Annotated in this window: 18 protein-coding genes and 1 tRNA gene; 13 read left to right on the top strand and 6 right to left on the bottom strand. The window is 61.5% G+C overall.

The annotated features are described in order from the left end of the window. Positions 1-181 precede the first annotated feature (181 nt). Genes Q0K43_RS02765 through hydF form a run of 4 tightly spaced genes read left to right on the top strand, consistent with a single transcriptional unit; the run spans position 182 to position 4,157 of the window. Complete coding sequence (locus tag Q0K43_RS02765) at positions 182-439, top strand: TM1266 family iron-only hydrogenase system putative regulator (protein WP_297289043.1); 258 nt, start codon at positions 182-184, stop codon at positions 437-439. Further along, positions 432-1,469 (top strand): [FeFe] hydrogenase H-cluster radical SAM maturase HydE, encoded by a 1,038-nt coding sequence (hydE, locus tag Q0K43_RS02760; protein WP_297289042.1) that lies wholly within the window; start codon positions 432-434, stop codon positions 1,467-1,469. The genes Q0K43_RS02765 and hydE overlap by 8 nt, the downstream gene beginning before the upstream one ends. A gap of 54 nt (positions 1,470-1,523) precedes the next feature. Then, a complete protein-coding gene (gene hydG, locus Q0K43_RS02755) occupies positions 1,524-2,942 on the top strand; it encodes a [FeFe] hydrogenase H-cluster radical SAM maturase HydG (RefSeq protein ID WP_297289041.1) in 1,419 nt (472 codons plus the stop codon). Between the two features lie 12 nt (positions 2,943-2,954). Continuing rightward, complete coding sequence (hydF, locus tag Q0K43_RS02750; protein WP_297289040.1) at positions 2,955-4,157, top strand: [FeFe] hydrogenase H-cluster maturation GTPase HydF; 1,203 nt, start codon at positions 2,955-2,957, stop codon at positions 4,155-4,157. Between the two features lie 58 nt (positions 4,158-4,215). On the opposite strand, the gene Q0K43_RS02745 is transcribed toward hydF, so the two are convergent. After that, positions 4,216-5,652, bottom strand: a complete 1,437-nt coding sequence (locus tag Q0K43_RS02745; protein WP_297289039.1) for a 4Fe-4S dicluster domain-containing protein — start codon at positions 5,650-5,652, stop codon at positions 4,216-4,218. Positions 5,653-5,855: 203 nt separating this feature from the next. Here Q0K43_RS02745 and selA point away from each other — a divergent pair, with 203 nt between their 5' ends. The 4 genes from selA (at position 5,856) to Q0K43_RS02725 (ending at position 9,147) form a co-directional block, all read left to right on the top strand. Further along, on the top strand, positions 5,856-7,205 hold the full coding sequence (gene selA, locus Q0K43_RS02740; RefSeq protein ID WP_297289038.1) for an L-seryl-tRNA(Sec) selenium transferase: 1,350 nt from the start codon (positions 5,856-5,858) through the stop codon (positions 7,203-7,205). Then, positions 7,202-8,737 carry a selenocysteine-specific translation elongation factor gene (selB, locus tag Q0K43_RS02735; RefSeq protein WP_297289037.1) on the top strand — a complete coding sequence of 512 codons (1,536 nt, stop codon included), beginning with the start codon at positions 7,202-7,204 and terminating at the stop codon, positions 8,735-8,737. The genes selA and selB overlap by 4 nt, the downstream gene beginning before the upstream one ends. Positions 8,738-8,750: 13 nt before the next feature. After that, positions 8,751-8,846 (top strand) — tRNA-Sec (locus Q0K43_RS02730). A 25-nt stretch (positions 8,847-8,871) separates the two neighbouring features. Then, complete coding sequence (locus tag Q0K43_RS02725; protein WP_297289036.1) at positions 8,872-9,147, top strand: GNAT family N-acetyltransferase; 276 nt, start codon at positions 8,872-8,874, stop codon at positions 9,145-9,147. 65 nt (positions 9,148-9,212) lie between these two features. On the opposite strand, the gene galU is transcribed toward Q0K43_RS02725, so the two are convergent. Together galU and Q0K43_RS02715 are read right to left on the bottom strand one after the other, a co-directional pair. Further along, positions 9,213-10,085, bottom strand: coding sequence for a UTP--glucose-1-phosphate uridylyltransferase GalU (gene galU, locus Q0K43_RS02720; RefSeq protein ID WP_297289035.1), 873 nt, complete (start codon positions 10,083-10,085; stop codon positions 9,213-9,215). 43 nt (positions 10,086-10,128) lie between these two features. Further along, positions 10,129-10,656, bottom strand: a complete 528-nt coding sequence (locus Q0K43_RS02715; protein ID WP_297289034.1) for a QueT transporter family protein — start codon at positions 10,654-10,656, stop codon at positions 10,129-10,131. Positions 10,657-10,871: 215 nt separating this feature from the next. Between Q0K43_RS02715 and Q0K43_RS02710 the strand changes: the two genes are divergently transcribed. From Q0K43_RS02710 to Q0K43_RS02700, 3 genes are all read left to right on the top strand, one after another. After that, positions 10,872-11,393: a transcription repressor NadR gene (locus tag Q0K43_RS02710; protein ID WP_297289033.1), complete on the top strand. Its 522-nt coding sequence runs from the start codon at positions 10,872-10,874 to the stop codon at positions 11,391-11,393. A 140-nt stretch (positions 11,394-11,533) separates the two neighbouring features. Beyond that, the gene (locus Q0K43_RS02705) at positions 11,534-13,204 is read left to right on the top strand and encodes a Na+/H+ antiporter NhaC family protein (protein ID WP_297289032.1); all 1,671 of its coding nucleotides are present in this window, start codon (positions 11,534-11,536) and stop codon (positions 13,202-13,204) included. A gap of 379 nt (positions 13,205-13,583) precedes the next feature. Beyond that, positions 13,584-15,251, top strand: coding sequence for a Na+/H+ antiporter NhaC family protein (locus Q0K43_RS02700; RefSeq protein WP_297289031.1), 1,668 nt, complete (start codon positions 13,584-13,586; stop codon positions 15,249-15,251). 51 nt (positions 15,252-15,302) lie between these two features. Here the strand turns inward: Q0K43_RS02700 and Q0K43_RS02695 are convergent, their stop codons facing one another. The 3 genes from Q0K43_RS02695 to Q0K43_RS02685 all read right to left on the bottom strand — a co-directional run bounded on the left by Q0K43_RS02695 (position 15,303) and on the right by Q0K43_RS02685 (position 18,716). Beyond that, positions 15,303-16,439, bottom strand: coding sequence for a DHHW family protein (locus tag Q0K43_RS02695; RefSeq protein ID WP_297289030.1), 1,137 nt, complete (start codon positions 16,437-16,439; stop codon positions 15,303-15,305). A 15-nt stretch (positions 16,440-16,454) separates the two neighbouring features. After that, positions 16,455-17,855 carry an MBOAT family O-acyltransferase gene (locus Q0K43_RS02690; RefSeq protein WP_297289029.1) on the bottom strand — a complete coding sequence of 467 codons (1,401 nt, stop codon included), beginning with the start codon at positions 17,853-17,855 and terminating at the stop codon, positions 16,455-16,457. A gap of 120 nt (positions 17,856-17,975) precedes the next feature. Further along, positions 17,976-18,716 (bottom strand): DUF4358 domain-containing protein, encoded by a 741-nt coding sequence (locus Q0K43_RS02685; protein WP_297289028.1) that lies wholly within the window; start codon positions 18,714-18,716, stop codon positions 17,976-17,978. A 178-nt stretch (positions 18,717-18,894) separates the two neighbouring features. Between Q0K43_RS02685 and Q0K43_RS02680 the strand changes: the two genes are divergently transcribed. Together Q0K43_RS02680 and Q0K43_RS02675 are read left to right on the top strand one after the other, a co-directional pair. Next, positions 18,895-20,064 carry a hypothetical protein gene (locus tag Q0K43_RS02680; protein WP_297289027.1) on the top strand — a complete coding sequence of 390 codons (1,170 nt, stop codon included), beginning with the start codon at positions 18,895-18,897 and terminating at the stop codon, positions 20,062-20,064. 68 nt (positions 20,065-20,132) lie between these two features. Further along, positions 20,133-21,287, top strand: a complete 1,155-nt coding sequence (locus tag Q0K43_RS02675; protein ID WP_297289026.1) for an aminotransferase class V-fold PLP-dependent enzyme — start codon at positions 20,133-20,135, stop codon at positions 21,285-21,287. The last annotated feature ends 214 nt before the right edge of the window (positions 21,288-21,501 follow it).

Raw genomic sequence — 21,501 nt, 5'->3', positions numbered from 1 at the left:
GCGATGGGGGACAGGAAAATTCCCCCTTTACAAAAATTAAAATGTATAGTATAATTTACAAACCGACACTGACGCGAAAGGGAGTAACCTGACGGGAAAGGGTCGCCGGACAGAACGAGAGTATGCTGTGGCGCGCCCATTCCGGGCGCGCCATTTGTCATTTTAAAAAGGAGGAATCGCTATGGAAGAGACTCGCGTGGCCCTGCTGGGCGTGGTGGTGGAGAATCCCGACTCGGTGGAGGAGCTGAACGCCCTGCTCCACCAGTACAAGGACTATATCATCGGCCGGATGGGCCTGCCCTACCGGGAGCGGAAGGTAAACATCATCTCCATCGTGCTGGACGCCCCCGCCGACGCCATCAGCGCCCTGTCCGGCAAGGTGGGGATGCTGCCGGGAGTGAGCTGCAAGGCCATCTACTCCAAGCTGCCCAATGAATGAGCTGCTGGACAGGCTGTGCCAGAACCGGCGGCTGGACCGGGACGAGTGGCGGACCCTGCTGGAGGGTCGGCACAGCCTGGATCAGAAGGACCTCTTTGCCCGGGCTTTGGCGGAGCGCCGCCGGTGGTACGGCGACCGGATCTATGTCCGGGGGTTAATTGAGTGTAGTAATATCTGCAAAAATAACTGTCTGTATTGCGGTATCCGGCGGGATAACCGCCATGTGGCCCGCTACCGGCTGGACCGGGATACCATCCTGGCCTGCTGTGAGAAGGGCTACGGTTGGGGGTTTCGCACCTTCGTACTCCAGGGGGGCGAGGACCCGGGGCTTACCCCGGACTGGGTGGCTAAGACGGTGGCGGCCATCAAGGGACGCTTTCCCGACTGCGCCATTACCCTCTCCCTGGGGGAATTTGAGCGGGAAGTGTATCAGCTGTGGTTTGACGCCGGGGCGGATCGGTATCTCCTCCGCCACGAGACGGCGGACGCCGCCCACTACGGCAGGCTCCATCCCCCGGAGCTGACCCTGGCCTATCGGCTGGACTGCCTGTACGCCCTGAAGGACATCGGCTACCAGGTGGGGGCCGGGTTCATGGTGGGTTCCCCGGGCCAAACGGCGGATACCCTGGCGGAGGACTTCTGCTTCCTCCAGGACTTCCAGCCCCACATGGTGGGCCTGGGGCCCTTCATCCCCCAGAAGGACACTCCCTTTGCCGGGGAAAAGGCGGGCACCCTGGAGGACACCCTGATTCTGCTCTCCCTGGTGCGGCTCACCCTGCCAAAGGTGCTGCTGCCCGCCACCACCGCCCTGGGCACCATCCATCCCCAGGGGCGGGAGCTGGGCATTCTGGCGGGGGCCAACGTGGTGATGCCCAACCTGTCGCCCCCTGCCGCACGGGACAAGTACACCCTCTACGACAACAAGCTCTGCACGGGAGACGAGGCCGCCGAGCATCTGGCGGGTCTGAAACAACGTCTGGCCGTCATCGGCTGTACCGTGGCCGTCCACCGTGGAGACTTTCCCAATTAAAAAAACTGACGGGAAAGGGCCCTGCCCTGACCCAAAAGAAAGGAAGTCATACCCATGTACGATCCCAAATCCAGAAAAGCGGAGGAATTCATCGACCACCAGGAGATCCTGGACTGCCTGGCCTACGCCGACGCCCACAAGAATGATGCGACTCTCATCGACGCCATCCTGGAGAAGGCCAGGCTCCGCAAGGGCCTCAGTCACCGGGAGGCCTCGGTGCTGCTGGCCTGTGAGCTGGAGGACAAGAACCAGGAGATCTATGAGCTGGCCCGCCAGATCAAGAGGGACTTCTACGGGGACCGCATCGTCATGTTCGCCCCCCTGTACCTGTCCAACTACTGCGTCAACGGCTGCCTCTACTGCCCCTACCACGCCAAGAACAGGCACATCCCCCGCAAGAAGCTGACCCAGGAGGAGATCCGCGCGGAGGTTATCGCCCTCCAGGACATGGGCCACAAGCGGCTGGCGCTGGAGGCGGGGGAGGACCCGGTGAACAATCCTCTGGAGTACATTCTGGAGTCCATCCAGACCATCTACTCCATCAAGCACAAGAACGGCGCCATCCGCCGGGTGAACGTGAACATTGCCGCCACCACGGTGGAGGACTACCGCAAGCTGAAGGAGGCCGGGATCGGCACCTACATCCTGTTCCAGGAGACCTACCACAAGGAGAGCTATGAGAAGCTCCACCCCACCGGACCCAAGAGCAACTACGCCTACCACACCGAGGCCCACGACCGGGCCATGGAGGGGGGCATCGACGACGTGGGCCTGGGGGTGCTGTTCGGCCTGGAGCTGTACCGCTACGAGTTTGCCGGGCTGCTCATGCACGCCGAGCATCTGGAGGCGGTGTTCGGCGTGGGCCCCCACACCATCAGCGTGCCCCGTGTGTGCCCCGCCGACGACATTGACCCCGGCGCCTTTGACAACGGCATCTCCGACGAGATCTTTGAGAAGATCGTGGCCTGTATCCGGGTGGCGGTGCCTTACACCGGCATGATTATCTCCACCCGTGAGAGCCAGAAGGTGCGGGAGCGGGTGCTGGAGCTGGGGATCTCACAGATCTCCGGCGGGTCCCGCACCAGTGTGGGCGGCTATGTGGAGCAGGAGCCGGAGGAGGAGTCTTCCGCCCAGTTCGACGTGTCCGACACCCGTACCCTGGACGAGGTGGTGCGCTGGCTGATGGAGCTGGGCTATGTGCCCTCCTTCTGCACCGCCTGCTACCGGGAAGGCCGCACCGGCGACCGGTTCATGTCTCTGTGCAAGGCGGGCCAGATCCAGAATTGCTGCCTGCCCAATGCCCTCATGACCCTGAAGGAGTACCTGATGGACTATGCCGCTCCCGAGACCCGCGCCGTGGGCGAAAAGGTCATTGCCCAGCAGCAGGCCTACATCACCAACCCCAAGGTGAAGGAGATCGTGGCCGACCGGCTGGTGAAGATCGCCCAGGGCGAGCGGGACTTCCGGTTCTGAGGAGGGATACCCATGAGCCTCAACGCCACCCCCGCCGGCGAGCGGGTCCATATCGCCTTTTTCGGCCGGCGCAACGCCGGCAAGTCCAGCCTGGTCAACGCCTTCACCGGCCAGGATCTGGCCATCGTGTCCGACGTGAAGGGCACCACCACCGACCCGGTGTACAAGGCCATGGAGCTGCTGCCCCTGGGCCCGGTGCAGATCATCGACACCCCCGGCATCGACGACGAGGGCGAACTGGGGGAGTTAAGGGTGAAAAAGACCCGGCAGGTTCTCAACAAGACCGACCTTGCTATTTTGGTGGCCGACTCCACCCAGCCTCTTGGCAAGGCGGAGGCGGGACTGCTTGCCCTCATCAAAGACAAGGGCATCCCCTATCTGCTGGCCTGGAACAAGGCCGACCTGTTGGAATCCGTGCCGGAGGCGGGGGAGAACACCCTGTGGGTGAGCGCCCTCACCGGCTTGCACATCCATGAGCTGAAGGAGAAGGCCGCCCGGCTGGCGGGGCAGGAGGGCCCCAAGCGGCCCCTGATTGCCGATCTCTTGCAGCCCGGCGACACGGTGGTGCTGGTGGTGCCCATCGACAAGGCGGCCCCCAAGGGCCGGCTCATCCTGCCCCAGCAGCAGACCATCCGGGACGTGCTGGAGGCGGGAGCCGCCGCCCTGGTGTGCCGGGACACCGAACTGGCCCTCACCCTGGCGGGGCTGCCCAAGCCGCCCCGGCTGGTGGTCACCGACAGCCAGGTGTTCGGCAAGGTGGCCAAAATGGTGCCCCGTGAGGTACCCCTCACCTCCTTCTCCATCCTCATGGCCCGGTACAAAGGCGATCTGGCCCTCACCGTGGAGGGAGCCAGAGCGGCAAAGGAGCTGAAAACCGGGGACAAGGTGCTGATCGCCGAGGGCTGCACCCACCACCGCCAGTGCGAGGACATCGGCACGGTAAAGCTGCCCCGCTGGATTCATGAGGCCACCGGGGCGGAGCCGGATTACACCTTCTGCTCCGGCCGGGAGTACCCGGAGGACTTGACCCCCTACAAGCTGGTGATCCACTGCGGGGGCTGTACTTTGGGGGAGCGGGAGATGAAGTACCGCCAGCGTACCGCCGCCGACCAGGGCATCCCCATCACCAACTACGGCATTCTGATTGCTGCCCTCAACGGTATCCTGCCCAGGACCCTGGAGCCATTCCCGGAGTGGGTCGGCGAGATAATATGAGCAGAAAAAGCCCCCGGCAGACGGATCGTCTGCCGGGGGCGAATTGTTCAAAACACATTCAGCTTTCGGATACGGGGGCCTTCTCCGCGTCGGAGACGGCGCCCTCGATGGTGCGGCCCTCGGCCTGCTTGGCGTGGCGATCCACGTCGCCCTGGTTCTTGGGGGAGCGGATGAGCTGGGCGGGGCCCTGGACGCAGCCGCCCTCGCAGGCCATGCCCTCAATGAAGTTGAAGTCGCCAATGCCCTTGGCCGCCTTCAGGAAGGCCAGCTTGCAGGCCTCAAACCCGCTGCAGGGCAGGGGCTTGGCCTGGAAGGAGCTGCCCCGCTCCTTCAAAGCCTGGGTCACGGCGGCGGCCACGCCGCCGCTGTGGGCGAAGGAGCGGCCGAAGCCGCTGGCCTGATCCAGTTCAGTGTACTCCAGCTTGGATACGTCGATGTCCCGGGACTCGAACATGGCGTACAGTTCCTCAAAGGTGAGGGCGCTGTCCACAGCACGCATGGTCTTGCCCAGCTTGACCTCCATCTTCTTGGCCACGCAGGGGCCGATGAAGATGACCTTGGCGGAGGGGTCCTTCCGCTTGATATACCGGCCGGCCATGATCATGGGGGAGGGGGTCTCGGAGATCAGGTGGGCCTGGTCAGGGAAGTTCTTTTCCACATAGTCCACAAAGGCGGGGCAGCAGGAGGAGGCCAGCATTCCCTTCTCCTCCAGCTCACCGGCCTCGGTCTTGGCGGTCATGTCGGCGCCCAGGGCCACCTCCACCACGTCGTGGAAGCCCAGCATCTTCAGGCCGGTGACCACCTGTCCCAGGTCGGCGGGGGCGAACTGGCCGGCGATGGAGGGGGCCACGGCGGCATAGACATGGAAGCCCCACTTCTCCGCGCCCTGGAGCATCTGGATGGCGTCCACGATAAAGGACTTGTCCATAATGGCGCCGAAGGGGCACTGATAGATACAGGCGCCGCAGGAGGTGCACTTGGCGGGATCGATAAAGGCCTTCTTGTCCTCGCCCATGGAGATGGCGCCCGCCTTGCAGCCCCGCTCACAGGGGCGGGTTTTCTTTTCAATGGCGCCGTAGGGGCAGGCGTTGATACACTTGCCGCAGGTGATGCACTTCTTGTGGTCGATCTGGGCCTTGTGGTCCACAATGGTGATGGCGTCCTTGGGGCAGGTGTGGATACAGCGGGTGGCAATACAGCCCCGGCAGGAGGGGCCTACGGTGATCTCGGTGACGGGGCACTCGTCGCAGGCGATGTCCAGCACCTCCACCAGGTTGGGGTTGGTCTTGTCGCCGCCCATAGCCACCTTCACCCGCTGGGAGATGATGGCCCGCTCCTTATAAATACAACAGCGCATCTTGGCCTCGGGACCGGGGATGATCGCCTCCGGAATATCCAGAATACCGGTCTGGAGATCATCGTTCCAGGCCAGTCGGGCCACCGAACGCAGCACCTCGTGCTTGAGTTCCTGTACGCTGGTTTCAAATACGCGCATGGATAACACTCCTTCCGATCCATAATTCTCTCTTCAACCTTATAACAGCATGATAACCGCAGGGTAAGCTGCCTGTCAATTAGAATGTTCCCTTGTCTTGTGCGTTTTTTCGCCTCTTTTTCTGAAAACCCGGAAGTTTATATGCCTGAACAGGGAAAACTGTGGTATACTGCTGACAACTTGGTAAAGAGGGAGGCGTCGTTATGGCGGAGAATCCACTGGCCGGGCTGCCCCGGATGGACGCGCTGCTGGCCAGTCCGGCCCTGGCGGACAGCGGCCTGCCCCGCTCCGCCCAGAAGGCGGGGGCCAACCGGGTGCTGGAGAGGCTGCGCCGTGCCATTCGGGCGGGGGAGACTCAGCTGCCCCAGCTGCACGTCCTGGCGCAGCAGGCCCGGCAGGCGGCGGAGGAACTGGCCCGGCCCGGCCTGCGCCGGGTGGTCAACGCCACCGGCGTTGCCCTCCACACCAATCTGGGCCGGGCCCCGCTCAGCCGAAGGGCGGCGGAGGCGGTGGCCCAGGCGGCGGAGGGCTACTCCAACCTGGAGTACGACCTGGCCGCGGGCAAGCGTGGCAGCCGCACCGGCCGGGTGGAGGAACTGTTACAGGAACTCACCGGGGCGGAGGGCGCCTTCGCGGTGAACAACAACGCCGCGGCGGTGCTGCTCATGCTGTCTGCCCTCACCCCCGGCATGGGGGTGGCCATCTCCAGGGGGGAACTGGTGGAAATCGGCGGCTCCTTCCGGGTGCCCGATGTGATGGCCCGCAGCGGCGCCCGGCTGGTGGAGGTGGGGGCTACCAACAAGACCCGGCTGTCCGACTATGAGGCTGTTTTAAAGAGCGGGGAGGCCCAGGCCCTGCTGAAGGTACACCCCAGCAACTTCAAGGTGGTGGGCTTCACCCAGAGCGTGGCGGTGGAGGAGCTGGCCGCCCTGGCGGAGCGCTATCAGGTTCCCCTGCTGTGCGACCTGGGCAGCGGCGCGCTGGGACCCGGCCCCTGGCCTCAGGACTACCCCACTGTGGAGCAGTGGGCGGCGTATGCCGACGTGGTGTGCTTCTCCGGGGACAAGCTGCTGGGGGGCCCCCAGGCCGGCATCCTGGTGGGCAGGGGGGAGGCCATCCGGCGGCTGAAAGCCGACCCCCTGGCCCGGGCCCTGCGGCTGGACAAGCTGTCCCTGGCCGCCCTGGAGGCCACCCTGCTGGACTGGCGGGACGGGGTGGCCGTTCCCACCCGGGCCATGCTGGAGACCCGGCCCCGGGACTTGCGGCAAAAGGCTGAGAGATTGGCCGCTCTGCTTACGCCCTTCTGCCCCTGTGAGGCGGTTATGACCGCCGGTGAGGCGGGAGGCGGCACCCTGCCCGGGGAGGAGCTGCCCTCCTGGGCGGTGGCCCTGGACCCGGCGGAGGAGCTGGAGGCCTTCCTCCGGGGGCGGCCCACCCCCATTCTGGGGCGGATCCATAGAGGGAAACTGCTGCTGGACGTGCGTACCCTGCTGCCGGGGGAGGAGGATATCATCCGCTCTGCCCTGGCGGCGTGGAAAGGAGAACGGCCATGATCCTGGGTACCGCGGGCCATGTGGATCACGGCAAGACCGCTCTGGTGAAGGCCCTCACCGGAGTGGACACCGACCGGTTGGCAGAAGAGCGACGCCGGGGTCTCACCATCGAGCTGGGCTTTGCGCCCCTGACCCTGCCGGGGGGACAGATGGTGAGCATCGTGGACGTGCCCGGCCATGAGAAATTTGTGCCCACCATGCTCTCCGGCTGTGCCGGTATGGATCTGGTGGTGCTGGCTGTAGCTGCCGACCAGGGGCCTATGCCCCAGACACGGGAGCATCTGGCCATCCTGTCCCTGCTGGACCTGAAAGGGGGCGTCATCGCCCTCACCCGGGCCGATCTGGATATCAAACCGGGGGTGGAGGAACAGGTGCGCGCCCTGGTGAAGGGCACCTTTCTGGAGGGCGCACCCATCATCCCCACCTCGGCGGTGACAGGGGCAGGACTGGAGAAATTGAAGAGGGCTTTGGCAAAGTTGGTGGAAGAGACGCCCCCTCCGGAGCGCGGAGGAGACTATCGCCTCCATGTGGACCGGGCCTTTTCGGTGGCGGGCAGCGGCACGGTAGTCACCGGCACCCTCACCGGCGGCCCCCTCCGCCGGGGGGACAGGGTGCGCCTGTGGCCGGGGGACAGGATGGCCCGGGTGCGGGGCCTCCAGAGCCACGGCGTTGACGTGGAGGAACTGGCCCCCGGCAGCCGGGCGGCGGTGAATCTGGCGGGGGTGGACCGGGGGGAGGTGTCCCGTGGGGATACCCTGGCCCCGGCGGACAGCCTGATCCTCACCCAGCGGCTGGATGTGGCCCTGAAGGTGCTGCCTCAGGCCCCCTATGCCGTCAAAAACAATTCCACCCTCCACCTTCACCACGGCGGGCGGGCGCTGATGTGCCGGTGCATCCTGATGGGCCGGGACAAACTGGAGCCGGGGGAGGCGGGCTTTGCCCAGCTGCGTCTGGACCAGCCTCTGGCGGCCCTGCGGGGGGATCGGTTCGTGGTGCGCTTCTTCTCCCCGGTGGTCACCGTGGGGGGCGGGGTGGTTCTGGATCTGGAGCCCCCCGCCAAGGGGCGGATGGACCCGGCCCGGCTGACCCGGTTGGCCGCCCTGGCGGCGGGGGAGGAATTGCCCCGCCCGGCCCAGCCGGCCAGAGAAGCGCCGCCGCCCCAGACGCCGGAAACCGACCCGGCGATGGAGATGAAATTATGCCAGATTTACCGGGCGGCTGGACTGGAACCCCCCACCAATGAGGAGGTGGAGCGGGCCTTCCCCGGACAGGAGGCGGCCTGCCGCCGGGCGGGTCGGGCCCTGGCCGACCGGGGTGTGATCACCCCGCTGTCCCCCAAGGTGCGGGCCTGGGGGGAGAGCTGCCTGGAGGCGCAAAACAGGATGAAGGCCCGGTTCGGCACAGGAATGTTCACCCTGGCCCAGGCCAGGGACCAGCTGGGGATCTCCCGCAAGTATGCTCTGCTGCTGCTGGAATACTGGGACCGGGTGAGAGTCACCCAAAAAATCGGGGAGGGGCGGAGGTTTCTGTAACGCCCCGCCATATGGGGGCGGAAGGGTATCTGGTGAGCCCCGCGGTCTTCAAAACCGTTGGGGACGGCGTTCCCGTCCTGGTGTGTTCGATTCGCACCCGCCCTCGCCATTTTTACAACAAAGGAGGAAACTCTATGGAATTTCAGAGCAAGCCCGGCCGGCTGTGGGCCGAGAATGAGGAGGGCAAGCTGATTGCCGAGATTACCTTCCCGGAGGAGCGGCCCGGTGTGGCCAATATCAACCACACCTTTGTGGATGGCTCCCTGCGGGGCCAGGGGGTGGCGGGCCAGCTGGTGCAGGGGGCGGTGGATCAGCTCCGTGGCCGGGGCATGAAGGCGGTGGCTACCTGTTCCTACGCCGTGAAATGGTTTGAAAGCCACCCGGATCAGCGGGATCTGCTGGCAGAATAAAAAGAAGCGCCGCAACTGCGGCGCTTCTTTTTTATCCAGAACGATGCCTGCGGTATATCCACACCTTACCGCAGGTTTTCTGCCTTTTCCTTAATAAAGTGCCGCAGCCAGGAGGCTGTAGCCTTGTTTTCCAGGGCAAAGTCGATGGTAGCCTCCAGGAAACCGCACAGGTTGCCGGTATCGTACCGGCGGCCCTCAAAGTCCACCGCGATCATCCGGCTCTTGCGGCACAGTTCCCGCAGACCGTCGGTGAGCTGGATCTCCCCGCCGTAGCCCGGCTTCAGATTTTCCAGGATATCGAAGATCTGAGGGGTCAGCACATACCGGCCCAGGATGGCGTAGTTGGAGAACATCTCTTGGGGGGTGGGCTTTTCATTCATGTCGGACACGTCGAAGATCCGCTCTTCCAGAGGGGAGATCTTGACCGAGGAATAGCGGGAAATGGCGTCGGTGGATACCTTCTGCACGCCCACGGCGGAAGCACCGTACTTCTCCGCCCCCTCCACCAGCTGGAGGGTCACAGGCTTCTCAGCCCGCATGATGTCGTCCCCCAGCAGCACGGCGAAGGGCTCGTCCCCCACAAAACGCTTGGCCCGGTAAATGGCGTGGCCCAGACCCTTGGTCTCCTTCTGGCGGACGTAGAAGATGTTGGCCAGATCGGCGGCCCGGCGGACCTCCACCAGCTCCTGTTCCTTCCCGGCCTGGAGCAGGCGGGTCTCCAACTCGGGGTAATAATCAAAGTAGTCGTCCATAGCGGACTTGGCCCGGTTGGTGACGATGAGGATATCCTCAATGCCGGCGGCAACCGCCTCTTCGATGATATACTGGATCACCGGCTTGTCCACCATTGGAAGCATCTCTTTGGGTACGGTCTTGGTGGCGGGGAGCATCCTTGTCCCCAGACCAGCGGCGGGGATGACAGCCTTGCGGACTTTCATGAGGGAATCCTCCTTGTCTGTGATTAAACTGAGGGACGTCGCCTCAGCGGACAGCCAGGCGGCGCTCCGGAATCATGGCGCGGAAATAGCGGATCTTGGGCAGGGCCAGCAGCAGCACGGAGCCCAGCACATAGCAGGCCAGGGCCTCGCCCACCACAAAGGTCCACAGATTGAGACCGTAAGCCGCCCAGAACGTGCTGTTGACAGCCCCCGCCTGGGCCCAGGCCCACATGGGAGGCAGCAGCAGGGCGTTCATAAGGATGGGGGGCAGGGCGGCCAGATACCAGCGGGGCATCTTGGCGCTGAGGAAAGCGGCGATGGCGGTGGCCAGGGTGCCCACCACCATGTCGATGGGGCCGTAAGGGGAGAGAATGTTGGTCAGCAGGCAGCCCAGAACCAGTCCCGGCGCGGTGGCGGGGAAGAGGAAGGGCAGCACGGTGAGGGCCTCTCCCAGACGGACCTGGACAGGTCCGAAGGTGAGCTGAAAAATGTTGCCGAAATAGCACAGGACGAAATAGACGGCGGCCACCATAGCGGCCAGGGTAAGATCACGGGTGGTAGATTTGCGCATACTAAGTTGGAACCTCCATTTTCGTATTTAGAGAACGGCGGTGAGTCCCGCCGAACGAACGCGGCAGCGCCGCGCTTGGACCGGGTGTGGAAACCAGTCGGTCACATTTTAGCACATCCCCTGGGGAAAGGCAAGCTGCCGCTGTCGCCGGGATGATTTACAGGGAGAGCCAGACCTGCTATACTGAATAAAAACACAGTAAGGAGGTGGGGCGCATGGAGCGATCTGGTGGGCAGGCCCGCCGGGCGGCAGTGGAACAGGCGCTGGAGCAGGCGGGAGGCCCGGTAAGCGCCGCCGCGCTGGCCAAACAGTTTTCCGTGAGCCGGCAGATTATTGTGGGGGACATCGCCCTGCTGCGGGCGGCCGGCGCGGATATCGTGGCCACCCCCCGGGGCTATGTACTGGGCCGCCGGCCTGCCGGAGTGGAACGGACGGTGGCCTGTATCCACGCCCCGGAGGAGATGGAGGATGAACTCAACGCCATTGTGGACGCCGGAGGCGAAGTGGCCGACGTCATTGTGGAACATCCGGTTTATGGACAGCTGACAGGCATATTAGGGGTAAGATCCCGATATGATGTACAGGAGTTCCTCCAACGGGTGAGGGCAGACGATGCAAGGCCTTTGTCCGACCTGACCGGCGGTATCCATTTGCATACAATCCGATGTAAAGATGATAAAACGTTCCAAAGAATACAAAAAACTCTAAAAAAGGCGGGCTTTTTGCTGGATATGTAAATTGGAAATATATATGAGTCGAAAGTCATGTTAAATTTGCCGAAAAAGTATTGCCAAATTGTGAATGATGGTGTATCATAGGGTACGAATCCTTGGGTTGGGGAGGCTTTTAGGATTCGAAATTATAAGGGAGGGTTATTATGAACTCACCACGAATGCAACGCTTCGGAAGAATTCTGCTGGTCGTCTTTGCCTTAGCCTGTGTCCTGATGACGGTCGCCTGCGCAGAAGGCGAAGAGGTCCAGAGCAAATTCTTCGGTACCGCCTGGTCCCTGTTGCCGCCTGTTGTCGCAATTGTTCTGGCACTGATCACGAAGGAAGTCTACTCGTCCCTGTTCATCGGTATCGTGGTAGGTTTCCTGCTGCAGGCCAACTTCGATGTGGTGCTTACCATTGACCATCTGGTCAACGGATTTATGGGCAACATCGGCGGTAACGCAGGTATCCTCATCTTCCTGGTCATTCTGGGCACCATGGTGGCCCTGATGATCCGGGCCGGCGGCTCCAAGGCCTACGGCGACTGGGCTGTGGCTCACATCAAGACCAAGTCCGGCGCTCTGTGGTCCACCTTCATCCTGGCCATCGTGCTGGGCGTGGACGACTACTTCAACAACCTGACCACCGGTAACGTGATGCGTCCCGTCGCCGATGGCCACCACATCTCCCGGGCCAAGCTGTCCTATATGTGCGACGCCACCGCCGCTCCCGTGTGTATCATGATGCCCGTCTCCTCCTGGGCCGCGGCTGTCACCGGCGTTATCAACAACGAGGAGCTGGGCTTCCAGATCTTCCTGCGGGCCATCCCCTACAACTACTATGCCGTCCTTACCATGGTGTTTATCATCATGATGACCGCTCTGAATATCGACTACGGTCCCATGAAGAAGCATGAGGACAACGCCGCCAAGGGCGACCTGTATACCACCCCCGAGCGGCCCTATGCCGATGCCGCCGAAATGAAGTTCAATCCCAACGGAAAGGTCATCGACCTGGTGATCCCCGTGGTCATCCTCATCGTCTGCTGCGTGGGCGGCTTGCTTTATGCCGGCTGGCTGGGCGGCGGCGAGGGTATCTTGGATATGTTCGCCAACACCGATGCCTTCTTCGGCCTGCCCTTCGGCGCCACCATCGCTCTGGTCATCAATATGATCTACTTTGCTGTCCGCCGCTCCATGAAGTTTACCGAGTTGATGGACTGCCTGCCTGAAGGTTTCAAGCAGATGGTGCCTGCCATCCTGATCCTCTGCATGGCCTGGACCATCAGCGGCGTCACCCGGGATGGCCTGGGCGCGCCCCAGTTCGTGGCCGCGTTTGTGGAGCAGCTCGGCCCCGGCCTGCATAACTTCCTGCCTGCCGTGGTCTTCATCATTGCCTGCTTCCTGGGCTTCGCCACCGGCACCTCCTGGGGTACCTTCGGCATTCTGCTGCCCATCGTGCTGGAGATCTTCACCCCCGGCGGCTTCGCCAACCTGACCGCCGAAACCCTGAACGAAGTGCCCATCCTGATGGTGGGCATCGGCGCCACTCTGGGCGGCGCGGTTATGGGCGACCACTGCTCTCCCATCTCCGACACCACCATTATGGCATCCACCGGTGCGCAGTGCTACCACCTCAACCATGTGGCTACCCAGATGCCTTACGCGGTTACCGTGGCTGCCATCGGCTTCGTCAACTACATTATCACCGGCCTGATTATCGATTATGTGCCTCAGGTCGTCTGCCTGCTCATTGCCGTGGCCTCCACTGTGGGCTTTATGCTGGTGGTAGGCAAGCTCAACCACTCCATGAGCCGCCACTCTCAGCGGGATTGAGCGTAACGCCGGCAGTTCCATACGGTAAAAATCACCCCCACCGTTTGTACGGCGGGGGTGATTTTTTGCTGCAAAAGACCAGAAAAACAAACCAAATAGTTTTAAAAGTGCAAACTGATGCGCGGTTCCGATCAAACACCCAAGAGGAAAGGATGTTTCTGCCCTTCAGAAAAGGATTTTATAGGGATAAAATGGAATAAAAAAGAAAAGTATATAGATTATATGCCCAAAAATACATACATCTTTCTGTGAGCCTCTACAAAAATATGCAAAATATCAAAAAAACATTGTCAATTTAATAACAATTTTGTTATGATACCTTTCGAGTCCTTGGGTTGGGGAGCTTATAGGATTCACCGATCTTATTAGGAGGGCTGATATGAATTCACCGCGTATCAAACGATCTGGCAAAATCCTGCTGACCTTGTTTACCCTGGCTTGTCTTCTGGTTACGGTAGCCTTTGCAGAGGGTGACGCCGCCACCGCCGACATTGCTGCCTGGGGTACCATCGCGTCCCTGCTGCCCCCTGTGGTAGCCATTATTCTGGCACTGATCACCAAGGAAGTGTATTCTTCTCTGTTCCTGGGCATCATCGTGGGCTGCCTGCTGTTCACCAACGGCAATCCCATTGACGCTCTGCAGGACTTCGTGGCCCGCCTGTGCAGCAACGCCGGCGGCAACATGGGTATCCTGATGTTCCTGGTCATTCTGGGTACCATGGTGGCCCTGATGATCCGGGCCGGCGGCTCCAAGGCCTACGGCGACTGGGCCGTCAAGCACATCAAGACCAAGTCGGGCGCTCTGTGGTCCACCTTCATCCTGGCCATCGTGCTGGGCGTGGACGACTACTTCAACAACCTGACCACCGGTAACGTGATGCGTCCCGTGGCCGACGGCCACCACATCTCCCGGGCCAAGCTGTCCTATATGTGCGACGCTACCGCCGCTCCCGTTTGTATCATGATGCCCGTGTCTTCCTGGGCCGCGGCCGTCACCGGTATTATCGGCAACGACGAGCTGGGCTTCCAGATCTTCCTGAAGGCCATTCCCTACAACTACTACGCCATTCTGACCCTGGTGTTTATCATGGTCATGACCAGCCTGAACATCGACTACGGTCCCATGAAGAAGCATGAGGACAACGCCGCCAAGGGTGACATCTACACCACCCCCGAGCGGCCCTTTGCCGGCGCTGAGGAGATGAAATTCAATCCCAACGGCAAGGTAATTGACCTGGTCATTCCTGTTATCATGCTGGTGGCCTGCTGCGTGGGCGCCATGATCTATGTGGGCTATCAGGGTGGCGGTACCGATCTCATCTCCGCCTTTGCCAACACTGATGCCTTCTCCGCCCTGCCTCTGGGCTCTCTGATTGCCCTGATTCTTAGCATGATTTTCTTCATGGTGCGCCGCTCCATGAAGTTCACCGAACTGATGGACTGCCTGCCTGAGGGCTTCAAGCAGATGGTTCCCGCCATCCTGATCCTCTGCCTGGCCTGGACCATCGGCGATGTGACCAAGTCCCTGGGCGCCCCCCAGTTTGTGGCTGACATCGTCTCCGGCTTCGGCGACAGCCTGCACAACTTCCTGCCCGCCGTGGTGTTCATTATCGCCGCGTTCCTGGGCTTCGCTACCGGCACCTCCTGGGGTACCTTCACTATCCTGCTGCCCATCGTCATCCCGGTGTTCTCCGGCGGCGTGGCGGCTGCCGATCTGACTGCCGATCTGATCAACGGCAACGAGATGCTGATGATCGCCATCGCTGCCACTCTGGGCGGCGCGGTTATGGGCGACCACTGCTCTCCCATCTCCGATACCACCATCATGGCCTCCTCCGGCGCTCAGTGCTACCACCTGAATCACGTGGCCACTCAGCTGCCCTACGCGGTCACCGTGGCGGCGGTCTGCTTCGTCAACTACATTCTGGCTGCTTTCGTCCAGAACATGATCCTGAACCTGCTGATTGCTGTGGTCTCCATGGTGGTGGTGCTGGTTGTCATCGGCAAGGTCAACCACTCCATGAATATCCACTCTCAGCGGGACTGATGAAAGCATAAAAAAGTCCGGCCCCCAAAAGGGGCCGGACTTTTTGTAATTTCAGCGGGTCAGCCAGAACAGGTTGGTATCGGTACAGAAATTGGGGATGCTGTAGAGGACCAGAGCCTGGTCAATGCCGTTTTGCTGGATGTAGTCGGCAATGGACAGCTTGTAGTACCGCAGGTCGATCAGGTGGATCTCGGAGAAGTGGGGGGTGAGGAAGGGCACCAGAGAGTCGGCGTAGGAGTCCCGGATGATGAGCAGCTTAGGCTTGTCGGTATTGGGAGTCTTAACCACGCCAAGAGACTGGTTGCCGCCCAGGAACATGGAATATTTGTCCTTTACGGAGAGGTAGGATTCGTCATACAGGGCCCGGGGCACCTCCACCGGGTTGCCATTGCTGTCATAGGTGTAGCTGGTGACGGTAATGCCGGTATCGGGTACATAAGTGGTAATGGTGTCGGGACTCACCCAGCGGACACCGGAGGAGGAGAACACCGTGCCGTAGAACTCAGTGGAGCGGACGGTCTCGGTGTAGGCGTCCAAAGGCACCGGGGTGTAGCCCAGGGCATCGGCCAGGCCGGTATAACCGTAATAGGCGCCCAGGCTGGTCCAATGGTGGTCGGTGCGGTAAAAGATGCTCTCATCCTTGTGCTCCCACAGGGGGCTGTACAGATCCGCCCAGGTAGCGCCGGGAACGGCGGCCTTGGCCTGGTCCAGCAGGCCGGTCTGGCTGGCGTTGGGAGCGCCGTCGGGCAGACGATCAGCCCAGATACAGGCCTGGGTAGGGATGAGAGAAAAGGTTACCGGAATACCGGCATTTTCCGCAAAGGTACTCACATAATTCAGATTTTCCGTGACCTTAGCGGCATCGGGCTGGTCAAACCGGGTAATGAGGGTGTCCTGGTCGCAGAAGTAGACGTTGTTGTTTTCCTTCTTGCCCAGCAGCCGCTCCGTGGTGGACTTGAGGGCGATCCAGCCGTCCCGGCCCACGAACTGGTCGGTGGTGTAGGTCTCAAAGTCCTTCATAAACTGACCGCTCAACAAGCTGTCCACAGACAGCTTGGGCATCTGTTCCAGATTGCGGTTCTCCATTTCGGAGAACTCCCGGCTAGGAGTAGCGGCGTTGGCCACCAGGAACAGCCCGATAAAGGCACAGAACAGAGCGCTGATGAAGATGCAGTATTTTTTCGACATAATCAGAACCTCCAATCAGAAGCGGAAATAGAGGAAGGGATTGTAGGTGGCGTCCACCAGATAGGCGGTGGAAAGAATCAGACCGGCCAGCAACACCACCGGCAGCACCACTTTCATGGGCTTCTCCGGCAGCTTTTTCCACAGCTTGGTAGCCAGCGGAGTGGCGGCCACGGCACCGATGATCAGCATGGGCAGGAAAGAGGTGAAGTAGTACGCCACGCTGGGGGAGGCCAGACCGGCTGGAGCAAAGCCAAACATGGCAGACAGGTAGACGCCCATGTGACCGAAATCCTCCACGGCAAAGATGGCCCAGCTGACCAGCACCAGGAACAGAGTGTAAATGTGCTGTACCACAGCGGGACACTTCTCCAGCAGCTTGCCCAGGAAGGCCTTCTCCAGAATGATGAGGGCGGCAAAGTAGAGGCCCCAGATCAGGAAATTCCAGCTGGCGCCGTGCCAGATGCCGGTGGCGGCCCAAACGACCAGCAGGTTGAAAAACAGCCGGGGCTTTTTCACCCGGTTGCCGCCCAGGGGGATATACAGGTACTCCCGGAACCAGGAGCCCAGGGAGATGTGCCACCGGCGCCAGAACTCGGTGACCGACTTGGAGATATAGGGGTAATTGAAGTTCCGCAGGAACTCGAAGCCCAGCATCCGGCCCAGGCCCACGGCCATGTCGGAATAGCCGGAGAAGTCAAAGTACAGCTGAAGGGAGAAGGCCACCACGCCCAGCCAGGCGCCGGAGACGGTGAGCTGGTCGGTGGGTAGAGCCAGATAGACATCCCAAAGCTTGCCGATGTTGTTGGCCAGCAGCACCTTCTTGGCCAGACCCACCACAAACACCTGTACGCCGGAGGCAAACTGCTCCGGGGAGTGGGTGCGGTAGGTCATCTGGTCAGCCAGCTCTTTGTACTTGATAATGGGACCGGCAATGAGCTGGGGGAAGAGGGTAACGAAGGTACCGAAGCTGACAATGCTTTTCTGCACCTCCGCGTCTCCACGGTAGATGTCCACCGGGTAGGTCATGGTCTGGAAGGTGTAGAAGGAGATGCCGATGGGCAGCGTCAGGTTGAGTACCGGCATACCAACGCCGAAGTGCTGGAAGGTCGTGGCCACCAAATCCCAGTATTTAAAGAAAAACAGGATGGCCAGATTGAGGACCAGCGCCACCGCTACAGCGGTCCGGGCGCCCTTGTCGTCGCCTTGCAATTTTCGCCGGGCCACGATCAGGCCGCAGAAGTAGTCCAGCACGATGGTGAAAATCATCAGCAGGATATACTTGGGTTCGCCCCAGCCGTAAAAGATCAGATTGACCACCAGCAGCCACAGGTTGCGCCATTTCAGAGGGGTAATGTAATAGACTAATAATACAATGGGTAGATATAGAAATAAAAAATACAAACTGGAAAAGACCAACTGCTCACCTTCTCTTTATAGATTTCAGGAAAGACGCCCGGCAGGCTTGCCCTGCCGGGCGCTGAAATGATTATAATGGGTACGGCACCAGAGTGCAACTTCTATTCTACCCCAAAATACTTATTTTGTATAACTGTTGAAGATATCAACTGCATCACCGGCATATTCACTGACGGCAAAGAGAACATAGCTGCCGTTGGTGACCAGCTTATAGTTCTGCACCAGCTCATACTGCTCGGGCAGGTACTGGGCCCACTGGGCGTCCAGGTCGGCCTGCCGCTTGGCAATGCCGGCTTTCACGGTGTCCATCTTGCCATCCTTCACCTCGGCGATGAAGAACTCGGTGGCGTGGACGCCCATCAGGGGCATCATGCACACATATTCCTTCAGATCAGAGGCACTGATGCCGTACATGGCGGAGAGGGTGGCGTCGTCCATGGCGGTCAGGTTGGGCAGGGACAGTTTGGAGATGTCGTTCCAGGTGGACTGGACGGCGCTGACCTGGGGCTTGCTCTCCGGCGTGGGGGTGGGCGTGGGGGTAGGCTTGGTGCTGGGCGCGGGTGTAGCCGGAGTGGTGGGCTTGGGTGTGGAGGTGGGCTTAGCGGCGGGAGTGTTGGAGGGCTCGTTGGAGGGAGCCTCGCTCTCCTCCACGGGAGCGGAACTCTCAGGCAGGGCGTCGGGGCTCTCCTCCGTCACGGGGGCGGAATCCTCGGGAGCGGGAGTAAGGCTCTCGGTCACGGGAGGGGTGGCAACGGTGTTGGGGGTTTCGGCATTGCCGTCACTGTTGCCGCCGCCGCAGGCGGTGAGCATACCCAGGGTCAGCGTCCCGGCCAAAGCCAGGGCGAGAAAGCGATGATTCATAGAGGGATTCTCCTTTTCTTTTTTGTGATCGCTCTATTGGACGGCGGCGCCTGTCAAAAAGTTCCCACTCTTTGATAAAAATCCTGTATTTGGGGTGGGACATAAGCGGGGGCGGCTTTACCGGGTGAAGAAATCATGATATAATGCCAACAGAAACCCACAGAAAGGAGGGACGTACATGGGCTGGAAGAAGCGTCTGCTGACGCTGCTGTGCGCGGCGGCGCTGGTGTTGGGACCCGGATTGGTCAGTACCGCCAGGGCGGATACGGTGGAGATCTATCTGATGGCGGAAAACGACCAGATGCTTACCTTGCCGGTGGAGGCCATGCCTACCTGGATCGGCGGATCGCTGTACGTCCCCTATACCGCCTTTGACTGGACAGTGACCGGGGTGAACCTGGGCGTATCCTACGGACAGATCCAGGGGGACGGGGGAAACAGCTTCATGCTTTACAGCCTCAGCGGCACCTTGACCTTCGACCTGAACGCCGGCACCTGCGTGGATCGTTCCGGCCAGCAGATGAATATCCGGGCGGTATCCCGCAACGGTTGGGTCTTTGTGCCGCTGGCGCCGGTCTGCTCCTATTTCGATCTGCGCTACAGCTATACCCCCACCAGCTACGGCACGCTGATCCGCATTACCAACGGCCAGGAGCGGCTGGGCAGCGAGTTTATCCAGTATGCCCAGGACTCCATGCGTAAGCGGTACAACGACTACTTGAAACAGCTCTACCCCTCCACGCCTCAGCCGTCTGTACAACCCACGCCGGAACCGACTCCCACGCCTACCGGCGGGGAAGACAATCGGGCGGAGTTGACGGTTTATCTCTCCTTCCAGTGCGCAGGCGGCGGTGGGGTGGATGACATCCTGGATCAGCTGGAGGGGGAAGGCGTGCGGGCTCTGTTCCTGTTCCGTCCCGAGGATCTGGACGGCAGTGGCGAGACGCTGCGCCGCATTGTGGGTTCCGGCCACGCCGTAGGCCTGAGCGTGGGGGGAACCACTCTGACCCGGGTAAAGGAAGAATTGGACGCCGGCGCAGCAAAGCTGGAGCAGCTGGTGCGGCTGAGGCCCCACACGGTATATCTGGAACAAGCCGGGCAGGATGTGGCCGCCGCCCTGAAAGAGGCGGGCTGGGCCTGCTGGATACCCCAGGTGGATCAAACGGGGGACACGCGCACCGCGTATACCCGCAGCAGTGCCCTTATGACGACCTTTGGCAATCGAACCGGCAGCGTCCGGGTGATGCTGGACGACAGCGCCGCCACGGCCGACGTGCTGGAGCGGCTTCTCCCCCGGATGGAGCGGGAGAATTACCGGATTCGTCTGCCGCTGGAGACCTTGTTATAAAACAGACGGGGCGGGCAATTGCCCGCCCCTACCTTATATAATAAATGTGGAGAGGAGAATCACCTGCCATGCGCAGCGTCTATCTGGACAACGGCGCCACGTCCTATCCCAAGGCCCCCGGCGTGGGGGATGCCATGTGTGATTTTATTGCCAAGGTCGGCTGCAACATTGCCAGAGGCGGATATCAGCGGGCCTACGACGCCGCGGGCCGGGTGCTGGAGGTGCGGGAAAAGCTCAACAAGCTGGTAAACGGCCCCGGGCCGCGGAACGTGATCTTCACCTCCGGCGCCACCGCCGGGCTCAATCTGCTGCTCAAAGGGCTGCTCCGCCCGGGGGACAGGGTGCTTACCTCCCCCATGGAACACAACGCCGTCCTCCGTCCCCTGGAGCAGCTCAAGAGCCGGGGGGTGACGGTGGAGTATCTGCCCTGCACCGACCGGGGGGAACTGGTGCTGGAGGGACTGGCGGACAGACTGACCCCTGACGTCCGGGCCGTCATGCTCTGCCACGGCTCCAACGTCTCCGGCACCCTCTTTCCCATTGAGACCATCGGCCCCCTCTGCCGGGAACGGGGAATCTTCTTCCTGGTGGACGCCGCCCAGACCCTGGGTTCCGTCCCGGTGGATATGGGAGAAATGTGTATTGACGGCCTGGCCTTTCCCGGCCACAAGGGCCTGCTGGGCCCCCAGGGCATCGGGGGCGTGGTGGTCACCGACGCCCTGGCGGGGGAACTGGACCCGCTGCTCTCCGGCGGTACCGGCAGCGCGTCGGAATCCCTGGACATGCCCCCCTTCCTGCCCGACCGGTTTGAGGCGGGTACCCTCAACCTGCCCGGCATCTTCGGCCTGGGGGCCGCGCTGGACTATCTGGAACGGGAGGGGGCGGCCCTCCGCATCCGGGAGCATAAGCTGGCCGGGCATCTGTGGGCCCGTATGATGGAACTGGAGGAGGACGGCATCCGGGTGCTGGGTACGAAAGACCCGCGGCAGCGTACCGGAGTGGTGTCCATTGACTTTCTCCAGGCGGACAACGGCGAGATGGCCTTCCGGCTGGAACAGGAATACGGGGTACAGACCCGCTGCGGACTCCACTGCGCCCCTGTGGCCCACCGTACCCTGGGCACCTTTCCCCAAGGCGCCGTCCGGTTCTCCGTGGGGCCTTTCACCACCTTTGAGGAGATCGACTATGTACAGGGCGCGGTGTACGATCTGCTGACCGGATGACCCCCCGTCCGACGCCTTTCGCCGTGGATTTCCTCCGCCGGAACACCCTGGCCGGAACATTACGCTTGTGTTACAAAACCGCCGGAGGTGTTGACGGGACGAATTTGATGGATTATGATTATGCCAGACTCATGGAGAGGATGTTCCCTCTTCGTGGTCAAATATTGTAAGGAGGAATTCCAAATGAGAAACCTCAAGAGGACTCTCAGCCTGG

This window comes from uncultured Flavonifractor sp. (assembly GCF_944383115.1).
GTDB lineage: Bacteria > Bacillota > Clostridia > Oscillospirales > Oscillospiraceae > Flavonifractor.
This window is presented reverse-complemented; position numbering and strand designations above follow the sequence as displayed.